Source organism: Pseudomonas sp. UTLPPB19802, from assembly GCF_059730225.1.
In genome coordinates, this window is the sequence record NZ_AP048545.1 from 5944004 (window position 1) to 5955679 (window position 11676).

Consider the following 11676-nt stretch of genomic DNA (forward strand, 5'->3'; position numbering starts at 1 on the left):
ATGGAACTGGGCAGCCTGATCGGACGCCTCAACACCGACAACCGTCGCGCCCTGGAAAAGGCTGCCCAGCGCTGCCTGCAGCGGGGCCATCACTATGTGGAAATCGAACATCTGTTGCTGGAGCTGCTGGAGATCGAAGGCGGCGATTTTGCCTGGCTGCTGCCGCGTTTCGGCCTGGAGCGCGATGCCCTGGCGGCGGAGATCAACCAGGCGCTGGAGCTGTTCAAGTCCGGCAGCACCCGTACACCGGCACTGTCGGCACAGACCATCGGCCTGCTTGAGGATGCCGTGGTGCAGGCCAGCGTGCTGGGGCTGGAGAGCATCCGCTCCGGGCTGTTGCTGCTGGCCCTGCTCGACCGTGACGAGCGCCGCAGCCTGCTGCTCAACAGCGCCTCGTCGCTGCTGAAGATTCCCCGCGAGGCGTTGCGTAGCAACCTGCTGGAGTGGACGGAGAGTTCCCGCGAACACAGTGGACCGAAACGTTCGGCGACGGCGGCCCCGGAGAAACCTGGCAATCGCAACCCAGCCCAGGACTCGATCCTCGACCAGTACACCCAGGACCTGACCGCCGATGCCCACGCCGGGCGGATCGACCCTATCGTCGGCCGCGACGGCGAAATCCGCCAGTGCATCGACATCCTGCTGCGCCGGCGACAGAACAACCCGATCCTGGTCGGTGCGCCGGGCGTTGGCAAGACGGCGGTGGTCGAAGGCCTGGCCCTGCGTATCGCCGCCGGGGACGTGCCGCCCTCCTTGCAGGAAGTCGACCTGCGGGTACTGGACCTGGGCTTGCTGCAGGCCGGGGCCGGGGTCAAGGGCGAGTTCGAGCAACGCCTCAAAGGCGTGATCGACGCCGTGCGCAGCGCCGACAAACCGATCATCCTGTTCATCGACGAAGCCCACACCCTGATCGGTGCGGGTGGTGCCGAAGGTGGCAGCGATGCGGCCAACCTGCTCAAGCCGGCGCTGGCCCGTGGCGAACTGCGCACCCTGGCTGCCACCACCTGGATGGAATACAAGAAATACTTCGAGAAGGACCCGGCCCTGGCCCGGCGTTTCCAACTGGTACAGGTGGAAGAACCGGACGAAACCACCGCCGTAGAAATGCTCCGTGGCGTGGCCGCCAAGCTGGAACAGCACCACGGCGTACAGGTACTGGATGCGGCGATCCACGATGCGGTGAAACTGTCCCATCGCTACATCTCCGGGCGACAGTTGCCGGACAAGGCCATCAGTATTCTCGACACCGCCTGCGCGCGGGTCGCCCTCGGCCAGCATGATGTGCCGCCGCCGCTGGAAAGCCTGCGCCATCGCCAGCAGAGCCTGCAGGAAGAAGTCGGCCGGCTGCGTCGCGAACAAGCCACCGGGCTCGATCATCGCGAGCGCATCACCGTGCTTGAAAGCGAATCCCGCGACAACCAGCAGGCCATCCGCGAACTGGAAACCCGCTGGGGCGAAGAGCGCGAGGCGGTCCGCGAACTGCTGGAAAAACGCCGTGAACTGCTGGCCCTGAGCGACAGCGTCGAGAACGGCAAGCCCGATGGCGAAACCGATGGCCGCATCGACACCCTGGCCGCCGAGTTGGTGCGCCTGGAAGCCGGGCTCGACGCGATCCGCCAGGACGACCCGCTGGTGCCCGAGCAGGTCGACTCCAAGACCGTGGCGGCGGTGATCGCCGGCTGGACCGGCATTCCCGTCGGCAAGATGCTCGCTGACGAAGCTCACGCCGTGCGTACCGTTGGCCAGCGCATGGGCCAACGGGTGATGGGCCAGGCCACGGCACTCGGTACCATCGCCCAGCGTCTGCAGGCCTATCGCGCCGGGCTGACCGACCCGCAGAAACCGGTCGGCGTGTTCCTGCTGCTCGGCCCGACCGGCGTCGGCAAGACCGAAACCGCCTACGCCCTGGCGGACGCCCTGTACGGCGGCGAGCGAAACCTGATCAGCATCAACCTTTCCGAGTATCAGGAAGCGCACACCGTCAGCCAGCTCAAGGGCGCCCCGCCCGGCTACGTCGGCTACGGCACCGGCGGCGTACTGACCGAAGCGGTACGGCGCAAACCCTATTCAGTGGTGCTGCTCGATGAAATCGAAAAGGCCCATCCGGATGTGCTGGAGGCGTTCTACAACGTGTTCGACAAGGGCGTGATGGAGGACGGTACCGGGCTAGTGGTGGACTTCAAGAACACCGTGATGCTGGCGACCAGCAATGTCGGCGCTGAGCTGATTCTCGACACACCGGTTACGCAACTGGGTACCGATGGGTTCACCGAGCAACTGCGCAAGGTGTTGCTGCAGGCGTTCCGGCCGGCATTCCTGGCGCGGATGACGATCGTGCCTTATCGGCCGCTGGATGAAGCGACGCTGGAGGGAATTGTGTTGGCGAAGTTGGAGAAATTGCGCGAGCGGTACAAGGCGGCGACCGGCAAGCAGTTCGAGTTCGATGCGGGGATTGTGAAGGCGGTGTTGGCCAAGTGCAGTGCGGCGGGTGCCCGGGATGTCGAGAATGTGTTGATGACGCAGGTGACCGGAAAATTGGCGGAGTGGGTGCTCGAATGAAGTATAGGACAGCGGTAGAAAATGCGCTGAACGCCTGGGACGGGATCTGGTTTCATTGGAACAAGAGCGATGCCAGCAAATCCGCAGCCATGATTCTTCGGCGAGTAATCCTCGAAGACTCATACGATGACCAGCTTAAAGAGGCAGTGGACTGGTTTATTGGAAAAAGTGATAAACCCTTTATTTACATGTATTCCTTCTCGACATTGAAGACAACATCAGCACTTTTTGCCCAATTGAGCTCACATATAGAAGCTAATGATGTCGAGCCTGCGAATCTCAAACCGATAGTGCAACAACAAATTCGTCGTGTGCAGCATGCCCCCTCCAGAGTACAAAGAACATCAACCACTACATCCAGTATTCCTTCGGTAGCGACGTCCTCCACGCCCAAGAAAAGCAATGTCGCTGTACAGCTGATGAGATATCAGGAGGTCTGGAAGGAAATAAAAATCACCGATATCCCCACCGGCAAGCACGGCCGCTACGAACATACACCCGATGACATATTTACAACTATGCAAAAAGGATCTGCCGCAGCAGTAGTCAACATGCAACTTGGTATAAAAACCAATGCACTGGAAGTTCCTGCCTACTGGATTGAACTAGGGCGAATAGTTATGAAATTAAAAAAAGGTCGCTGCTTCAGCTGTGCCGGAGCAGCCGTATTCACACTAATCAAGGACACCTACTTTGACAACTACGACATCGCCATCATGGGCAATGCAAAATTCGATCATTACTTTGTCTGCATTGGCAGCACCTTCGGCGAAATAGAAGCGGGCATCGGAACCGCCGTTGATATATGGCAAGCAAACCTGGCGAATACTCCGGACACCTTCGCCAAATCTCCGGCAAAAAATTTCATGTATTGGAAAGGCGCAGAAATCATCTGCAAAATCCCTAAAGACATACGAGAAAAACTTAGAAAGTTTACTGTCGAAAGGGAGGAAATCGAGCACTCAGTTCTATGAATCCCGGATTTTAAATAACCCACACCTTAAATCCAATTTCAAGTAAAACTGGAAAACCAATGGGAAACATACAAGCCAAGGAAAAAGCGAAGGCAAGCACCAGCACTGGAACATCTGCAAGCCTTGCCTTGCTACGTACAACGCCCCAGGTTTTCTTTGATAACTTTGGCCTGTTCGTCCGTACAGACGAGGATTTTTCGGACAATACCGGCGGGCCATCCCGCCTGTCGTTGGCCCGTACGCCAACAGCGAATGTATTTTCGATCGAAGTCAGTGCCGGGGGCACCGATTGGTACATACCCTACCAAGGACAGCATGCTAAATTTGTCGACATTCCCAAAGGCCTGTACAGCGGCACTCTGGCTGTCACCTTCCCTATGAATGGATGTGCCCTAGCGGTTCATGAAATAAAAGGCGGTAAAGGTATCGCAGCTAACCGTTTTTTCCATGATTACAACGGTAAATACATGAGTGATGTTCCTAGCGATACCGGCAAGGAAAAATTTCGCCTGACCGAGCCCACATACGCAGGAGTAGGCAGACCCTTGGAAGGAAAAGTCAGAGAGATTTCTGAAGCCGGACTCAGAGTCTTCAACTTTGAATACTGCATTGTCTGTGTAAAGAAAAATGACACATGGGAAGTCTATAGCTCCGCCATCGTCACATATTTTAACTTCGAAAACGAAAAAACCCCAATATGGGTCAATCAAAACGTACCAAGCCTTGTTGGTAGCTTTCCGGATTGAGAGAAAATTCATTTCACAGATAAATCACCTTCGAACGGATTGAAGTTAATTCTGAACCACTATCTGACTGAGTCAACCCGATGTCTCGTTCCGTCGATACCAACACCAGTTTATCACTCACCGCAACATCCCTGGCGGCTCTATACCCTGCGTCCATTTCCGGCGAAGAAGCCCTGAACCAACTCGGCCAACACCTGCTACTCGGCCTGAGCGACGGCACCAGCCTCACCCTCTCCGACGCCATTGCCACCCACGTCACCAGCACCTTCCATAACGACGCCCAGCAGCGCCCCCTCGACGCGCTGGTCGCCGAAATCCGCCAACTCCCCGCCGACGCCACCGCCGAGCGCTATCAACTGGTGCTGCGTCCCTGGCTCTGGTGGCTGACGCTGGCCAGCAACAACCGGGTGTTCCAGAACCTCAGCACCTCGGACATCGTCACCACGATCTTCAAGGCCCACGGCTTCACCGACTTCAAGCTCTCGCTGACCGGCAGCTACAGTCCACGCGAATACTGCATCCAGTACGGCGAAACCGATTTCGCCTTTGTCTCGCGGCTGCTGGAGGAAGAAGGGATCTTCTGGTTCTTCACCCATGGGGACGGTCTGCACACACTCGTTCTGGCCGACAACAACGACGCCTTCCCGCCGATCCCCAACGGTCCCAAGGTGCCCTATCTGGGCCAGGAAATCGGTGTCCGCGAACTGCATGGCATCCGCTCCGGGCAACTGTGCCTGCAAGCCGTCGCCGGCACCTACAGGACCACCGACTACGAATTCACCACCCCCACCACTTCGCTCTACGACCAGGCCGAAGCCGTGGCCGGGCCCCGCTCGGTGTATGAACACCCCGGTGGCTACACCACCAAGGCCCGCGGCGATACCCTGAGCAAGCAGCGCGTGGATGGCCTGCGCAGCCAGGAAAAACGCTTCGTCGGCGAAAGCGACTGCCGCTGGCTGGTGCCGGGACATTGGTTCACCCTCTCCGGGCATGACGACGCCAGCCTGAATATCGATTGGGTGGTCACCTCGGTTACCCACGAGGCTGACCACCAGCATTACCGCAACCGCTTCGAGGCGATTCCCAAGGCCACGCCCTTTCGCCCGCCGCGCAGCACCCCCAAGCCACGCATGCACACCCAAACTGCGCTGGTGGTGGGCAAGTCCGGCGAGGAGATCTGGACTGACGAATACGGTCGGATCAAGCTGCAGTTTCCCTGGGATCGCGAAGGCAAGAACAATGAAACCAGCTCCTGCTGGGTTCGTGTGGTACTACCCTGGAGCGGCAAGGGTTTCGGCATGCAATTCGTGCCACGGATCGGCCAGGAGGTGATCGTCACCTTCATCGACGGCGATCCGGACCGGCCGCTGGTCAGCGGTTGTGTCTACAACGGTGACAACGCCCTGCCCTATGCGCTGCCGGACAACCAGACCCAGTCCGGGATCAAGACCCAATCTTCCAAAGGCGGTGGTGGTTTCAACGAGCTGCGTTTCGAGGACAAGAAGGATGCCGAGGAAGTGTTCCTCCAGGCCCAGAAGGACTTCAAGATAAACGTACTCAACGACACCACCGCCACCGTCGGCCACGATGAGACGCTGACCGTGCAGAACGCTCGCACCCGCACGGTCAAGGAAGGCGACGAGACCGTGACCCTGGAAAAGGGCAAGCGCAGCGTGACCATCCAGACCGGCAGCGACAACCTCGACGTGAAGGACAGCCGCACGGTGAAAGTCGGTGCCGACCAGACCCACAGCACTGGCGGCAACTACGAGCACAAGGTCAGCGGCAACTACAACCTGACCGTCGACGGCAACCTGACCATCAAGGTCACCGGCACCCTCACCCTGCAGAGCGGCGGCAGTTTCGCGATCAAGAGCGGCGCCGACCTGGCGGCCCAGGCCAGCACGTCCATCAGCCAGAAGGCCGGCACGTCCCTGAACAACCAGGCCGGCACCTCGCTGGAAAACAAGGCCGGTACGACCATGACCAACGATGCCGGCATCAGCCTGACCAACAAGGGTGGGGCCGAGCAGACGGTGGATGGCGGTGGCATGCTGACCATCAAGGGCGGCCTGGTGAAGATCAATTGAGGTCGGGACATGAGTGAGTCGACGAAGCTGGACCTGACACGCGGTGACAGCCATCTCACCGGACGCCTGCTGGATGAACAGCTTGAAGGTCCGCTGAAGATCGAGGAAGCCGGCCGCCCGCAGGCCCAGCTCAACTACAGCCAAGGCGAGCTGCAGGGGCTGTCGACGCTCTATCATCCCAATGGCAGGGTCTCGGCGCAGGTGCCCTATGTCGCCGGGAAAACCCAGGGCGTCGCCAGTTTCTTCAGCCCCGAAGGCGTCCTGCAACGCAAGGCGGCCTACCGCAACGGGCTGCTGCATGGCGAGGCCACCAACTACTACGCTGATGGCAGCGTCGCCGAAGTCGAACACAACCGCGACGGCGTGCGCGATGGCCTGTACCAGCGCTTTCACCCGAACGGACAGCTAGCCGTGAGCAGCCGCTACGGCAATGGCCAGTTGCTCGACGCCGGCCAACCCTATGCCGAAGATGGCCGGCCACTGGATGCCGAGGGCAAGCCGATCTCACGCTGGCGCTGGTGGTGGCTGCGCCACGAAGATCCCGAACAGGCCTGATACTCAGGGAATCAGCATCTGCACCTGGCCCGGCACGACGATCTTGATCACGCCACCCCAGGTGCACATCACGCAGCTATTGGAATCCAGGGCCGGCATGCTGCCCAGCAACAGGGTCGGTGGGCCTCCGGGAATCCACGGTGCGGCGGTGGCCGGAATGCACGGCATGGGGGTCAGCACGCCGAGGGCGGCGGCGGTCGCGGCGGCGACCATCGGGTTGGCGAGGCTCTGGCACATGGCAAAAGTCGTGATGTTCACCAGCGGGATGTGATCCATGATGTTAGCGGCGGGCATGCTGCTGGTCAGGGCGCGGTTGACCGGCAACACGTTCAGCATGCCTGGCGCGGCGCCGAAGCTGCATTGCAGGGTGGCGCCACTGCACACCTGGGGACAGCCCATGGGAATTTCCTTTCCAGTCGTAATGGGACATTGCCAGCGTAGACCAGAACGGTCCGTTAGCGATTACACTGCCCGCTCCTTGCCCCGGGACATCCCATGGATATCGACCTCGCCCGCACCTTCCTCGAAATCGCCCGCTGCGGCAGCCTGGTGGCCGCCGCCGAGAAGTTGCACGTAACCCAGACCGCGATCACCGCCAGGGTGCAGAAGCTCGAAAGCCAGCTCGATGCCAGGCTGTTCGTGCGCAATCGCGCCGGTGCCCGGCTGACCGCCGACGGCGAGGCCTTCGTGGTCTACGCTAACCAACTGGTGCAGACCTGGGATGCGGCACGCCGCGATCTGCCGCTGCCGGAAGGGTTCAACAATGTGCTGCACATCGGCGGCGAAGTCAGCCTGTGCAACCCGCTGATTCTCAGTTGGGCCAAAGCCCTGCGCGAGCACATCCCGACCCACGCCCTGCGCACGGAAATCCGCGACGGCGAGCAACTGCTGCGCCAGCTCGAACTGGGGGTGCTCGATGCTGCCCTGGTGTATCAACCGACCTACTGGCCGGGGCTGCAGGTCGAGCAGTTGCTGGAGGAAAAACTGATCATGGTGCGCCTGACGGAAAACCCCGAGCCTTATGTGTATATCGACTGGGGCGAAAGCTTTCGGCGCCAGCACGACGCCGCATTGCCGGACAAGGCCAGGGCCGCCGCCAGCTTCAACCTGGGGCCGGTGGCCCTGCAGTTCATCCTCGGCAACGGCGGCTCCGGCTACTTCCGCACCCGCGTGGTCCAGAGCTACCTCGACAGCGGCGTGATGGAGCGGGTGCCCAAGGCGCCGGAGTTCAGCTACCCGACCTACCTGGTGTACGCCCGCGAACGGGACTCGACCGCCCTGCAGACAGCCTTCGAACTGCTGCGCGAAATCATCAAGGCCGACACCGACTGGTCCCAGCGCTGGGACCCGATGATCTGAATTTCAGGCCAGGCTGGCCTGCTCACGCCGCTCGTGCTCGGCGAGCACATGCTTGATGATGTCCATTACCTCCACATTCGAGCGCTCCATGATATCCAGGTGGCCGAGGATGTCTTCAAGGCGGCCCTCGCGGTGGGCCAGCAGTGCTTCGGCGCCAGCAGAATGCACCAGGCCATGGGGACGCTCGATACGGCTGAAGGCCTGGTAACTCTTGAGTTGCTGGTTGCCTTCGCCGTAGTACCAGCGCCCGAACGGGCAATCATGGTCGCTGATCAGCACGCTATCCTGCCCGTCACCCAACACCCCCTCATAGACCGAAACCTTCAGCGCCAGCTCGGCCAGGTTGGCCTGCTCGATGGAGGCCCGGAAGCACGACTGGTTCATCTCCCGCTGCATGCGCTGGGCCAGGGAGTAGACCTCGTACATCGCCCCGCTCGCCTCGGTGGTCAGCGTGTGAAAGGCGCCGGCGGTACCCGCCTGCTGCTGGATGCCCTCCTGGGCGACACCGATCATGGCCTTGATATCGGCGGTTTCGCGAATGATGTCCTGGGTGGCGCTGGCGGTCTTTTCCGCCAGGTCGCGAATCTCGCTGGCGACCACCGCAAAACCGCGTCCCGACTCGCCGGCCCGAGCCGCCTCGATGGCCGCGTTAAGGGCAAGCAGGTTGGTCATGTTGGCGATGGAGCTGATCAGGCCGACGATCCGGTCGATCTCGCTGGCGCGGATGACCAGTTGCGCAATCTGTTCGTTGAGGTCCGCCAGGCCATCCTCCATGACATGGGCCTGTTCCTGCAACACCCCGAACTTCTGCCGATTCTCGATCGCCGCTGCCGCCACGCTCGTGGCCCGCTGGTTGTTGTCCACCAGCCGCAGATTGAGATAGTCGAAGGACTCGCCAACATGGGAAATGGAGCGGCCGAAGAGCAGCAGGTTGCCGGCCAGTCCCTGGTAGAAGGCCAACTGATCGGCGGATAACGCTTGCTGCTCTCCCGCGACCGGGGCGGCCTCCAGCAAGGCAATGCGTTGACGGGCCTGATCCAGTTCTTCACGCAATCGGGCATTGTCCTGGAGCAGGGAGCGGTGGTGGCTGGCACGTACGAACAGCATGGGCATGACTCCGGCAGAGATTAATGTCGTATTGCCACTCATCATCCGTGCCAAATGCGTACCCCCTGAAAACAGGGCGCTGCAGCCTGATCGTGGTCATTATGACCCTGAAAAATCAATAGTCATATCGACTACACGGGTCAGTATGACCTTCCTTGGGGCGCTCATTGAAGGATTACGGTATCCCCCCTTACCAACAGCAATCCTCAACTGTCTCCAAAAGCCACTCAACCGCAGGAAACAGCTGACAAAAGGGTCGTCGGAACTCTACTAGGGTGAAAACAGACACAAATTTTCTATTTCCTTCTATACGTAGATAGCGTACAAAGAATGAATGCTCTGTTTATCGAATTGCCGCCTTTCGAACGTCACCGCAAAAGCTACCTGGGTGACGAGGCATTCCGCTGTTTTCAGTTGGCCCTGATACAAAACCCCGAAGCCGGTGAAGTGATTCAAGGCACGGGAGGGTTGCGCAAGGTGCGCTGCATGGACATGCAACGGCAAAAAGGCAAACGGGGCGGTATCCGGGTGATCTATTACTGGTGGCCACAAGGCGCCCGGTTCTGGCTGTTCACCCCGTATGACAAGGACGAACAGGATGACCTGAGTCCGCAACAGAAAACCGTGCTGAAGCGGCTTCTGTTCCTGGAAATAGAGGCAAGAAAAAATCATGAAACGTGACATCTTTGCAGAACTGGTCGAGGGCTTCGATGCCTTGGCCGACGAACGCCAGGGGAAAGTCACCCTGCGCACCCACAAAGTCCAGATGAGCAAGCTGCAGCCGCTCGGTGCCGAGGAACTGGTGGCAATCCGCACCCAGTTGAAACTGTCGCGGGCAGTGTTCGCCATGTACCTGCGCACCAATACCCGCACCCTGGAAAACTGGGAACAGGGACGAGCCCGGCCGAATGCCCAGGCCACGACCCTGATCCGGCTGGTGGAGAAGTACCCGGAGACGGTAGAACACCTGGCCTCCCTGGGTTGAGTGACGGGAGCGGCGACCGCTCCCGCGCATTTCAGGCGTGTTCGAGATTCTTCTGTGGCGCCGGCTCCACGGCCGTCGCCCCTTCGAACCGATCCGCCAGGAAGGGGGTGATGTCCAATGGCAACGGCTTTTCATTGACCAGGCGCTCGAGCATCACCCCGGTGATCGCCGAGGTCAGGATCCCTGTACGGAAATGACCGCAGGCATTGAGATAACCCTCGACACCCGCCATCGGCCCGAGGATCGGCAGTTCATCAGGTGAGCCCGGACGCAGGCCCGCCCAGCAACGCTTGAGGTTGATGCCCTGCAGTTGCGGCACGCAACGCACGGCGCCCTGTACCAGCCCGGTCACTTCCGGGAAGGTGGTACTCACGTCGAAGCCCTTGTCCTCGGTGGTGCTGCCGATCAGGATCTCGCCGTTGTCCTTCTGCGCCATGTAGCAGTCACTGGTGGTCAGGCAACCGCGCAACAGGCCGGGCATGCGCTCGGTCAATAGAATCTGTCCCTTCACCGGCTTGACCGGAATCGCGATGCCGGTAGCCTGCTGGCTGAGCTCGGCAGCCCAGGCCCCGGCAGCGTTGATCAGCGTCGAACAATGGAACTCGCCCTCCTCCGCCGTGCGGACGCCGCTCACGCGACCGCCCTGGTGCAATACTTGGGTGACGTTGGTGTTGAAGAACAGGTCGACCCCGTTCTGCCGTGCGCCCTCGGTATAGGAATCAGCCAGGCGGAACGGGCTGACCTGATGGTCGCAGAGAAATTCCAGCGCGCCTTGCGCTTCGCCGCTCACCGCCGGCTCGGCCTCGCGTAGCGCGTCACGATCCAGCCAGCGCAGTTGATCTGCCAGGTGCGGGATGTGCGAGACGATATGCTCGGCGTACAGGCGATCCTCGTCGTCGTAGATCACATATTTGAGGCCGGTGCGCTCGAACTTGCAGTCCATGCCATGGCGTTCGAGCAGCTCGCGATGCAACTGTGGGTACAAGGCATTGGACTGCAGGGCGAAGTCGAAAAACGACTGCGGCAGGATATGCGGCGTACTGGAGTCCACCACCACCGCCGCACCATTGGCCTCGCGACGGCGTCGGGCAGACATCATGCGAAAGAAGATCACCCCGCAGCCCAACCCCACCGACTCACCGATGGCCCATAGCCCTCCGGCTGAAGCGCGGGTCGCATTGCCCGGACGCTTGGCGTCGATCAGGGCGATCCGCAGGTTTTTCTCGCGGGACAGGTGATAGGCACAGGAAGCACCGATCACACCACCACCGGCAATCACGACATCGTAGGTTCTGCTCATG

Annotated in this window: 11 protein-coding genes and 1 pseudogene; 8 read left to right on the forward strand and 4 right to left on the reverse strand. The window is 60.5% G+C overall.

Features of this window, described 5'->3' with window-relative positions; all coding sequences use genetic code 11:
- From tssH to AC6I6U_RS25680, 5 genes are all read left to right on the forward strand, one after another.
- Complete coding sequence (gene tssH / locus AC6I6U_RS25660; RefSeq protein ID WP_497883101.1) at positions 1-2559, forward strand: type VI secretion system ATPase TssH; 2559 nt, start codon at positions 1-3, stop codon at positions 2557-2559.
- Complete coding sequence (locus AC6I6U_RS25665; RefSeq protein ID WP_497878796.1) at positions 2556-3533, forward strand: hypothetical protein; 978 nt, start codon at positions 2556-2558, stop codon at positions 3531-3533. The genes tssH and AC6I6U_RS25665 overlap by 4 nt, the downstream gene beginning before the upstream one ends.
- A 59-nt stretch (positions 3534-3592) precedes the next feature.
- Positions 3593-4279 (forward strand): hypothetical protein, encoded by a 687-nt coding sequence (locus AC6I6U_RS25670; RefSeq protein ID WP_497878797.1) that lies wholly within the window; start codon positions 3593-3595, stop codon positions 4277-4279.
- 80 nt (positions 4280-4359) lie between these two features.
- Positions 4360-6369 (forward strand): type VI secretion system Vgr family protein, encoded by a 2010-nt coding sequence (locus AC6I6U_RS25675; protein ID WP_497878798.1) that lies wholly within the window; start codon positions 4360-4362, stop codon positions 6367-6369.
- Between the two features lie 9 nt (positions 6370-6378).
- Positions 6379-6924, forward strand: a complete 546-nt coding sequence (locus AC6I6U_RS25680; RefSeq protein WP_497878799.1) for a toxin-antitoxin system YwqK family antitoxin — start codon at positions 6379-6381, stop codon at positions 6922-6924.
- 3 nt (positions 6925-6927) lie between these two features.
- Here the strand turns inward: AC6I6U_RS25680 and AC6I6U_RS25685 are convergent, their stop codons facing one another.
- Positions 6928-7323 carry a DUF4280 domain-containing protein gene (locus tag AC6I6U_RS25685; RefSeq protein WP_497878800.1) on the reverse strand — a complete coding sequence of 132 codons (396 nt, stop codon included), beginning with the start codon at positions 7321-7323 and terminating at the stop codon, positions 6928-6930.
- A 96-nt stretch (positions 7324-7419) separates the two neighbouring features.
- On the opposite strand from AC6I6U_RS25685, the gene AC6I6U_RS25690 reads away from it, so the two are divergent.
- Complete coding sequence (locus AC6I6U_RS25690) at positions 7420-8283, forward strand: LysR family transcriptional regulator (protein ID WP_497878801.1); 864 nt, start codon at positions 7420-7422, stop codon at positions 8281-8283.
- Positions 8284-8286: 3 nt separating this feature from the next.
- Here AC6I6U_RS25690 and AC6I6U_RS25695 read toward each other — a convergent pair whose 3' ends face one another.
- Together AC6I6U_RS25695 and AC6I6U_RS25700 are read right to left on the reverse strand one after the other, a co-directional pair.
- Positions 8287-8709 carry a CZB domain-containing protein gene (locus AC6I6U_RS25695; protein WP_497883102.1) on the reverse strand — a complete coding sequence of 141 codons (423 nt, stop codon included), beginning with the start codon at positions 8707-8709 and terminating at the stop codon, positions 8287-8289.
- Positions 8686-9435, reverse strand: a pseudogene (locus AC6I6U_RS25700) (methyl-accepting chemotaxis protein); the annotation flags it as partial. The pseudogene AC6I6U_RS25700 and the gene AC6I6U_RS25695, both read right to left, overlap by 24 nt.
- Positions 9436-9720: 285 nt before the next feature.
- On the opposite strand from AC6I6U_RS25700, the gene AC6I6U_RS25705 reads away from it, so the two are divergent.
- Positions 9721-10071 (forward strand): toxin, encoded by a 351-nt coding sequence (locus AC6I6U_RS25705; RefSeq protein ID WP_497878802.1) that lies wholly within the window; start codon positions 9721-9723, stop codon positions 10069-10071.
- Positions 10061-10375 (forward strand): helix-turn-helix domain-containing protein, encoded by a 315-nt coding sequence (locus tag AC6I6U_RS25710; RefSeq protein ID WP_497878803.1) that lies wholly within the window; start codon positions 10061-10063, stop codon positions 10373-10375. The genes AC6I6U_RS25705 and AC6I6U_RS25710 overlap by 11 nt, the downstream gene beginning before the upstream one ends.
- A 31-nt stretch (positions 10376-10406) precedes the next feature.
- Here AC6I6U_RS25710 and hcnC read toward each other — a convergent pair whose 3' ends face one another.
- Positions 10407-11675, reverse strand: a complete 1269-nt coding sequence (gene hcnC, locus AC6I6U_RS25715; protein WP_497878804.1) for a cyanide-forming glycine dehydrogenase subunit HcnC — start codon at positions 11673-11675, stop codon at positions 10407-10409.
- Between the last annotated feature and the right edge of the window lies 1 nt (position 11676).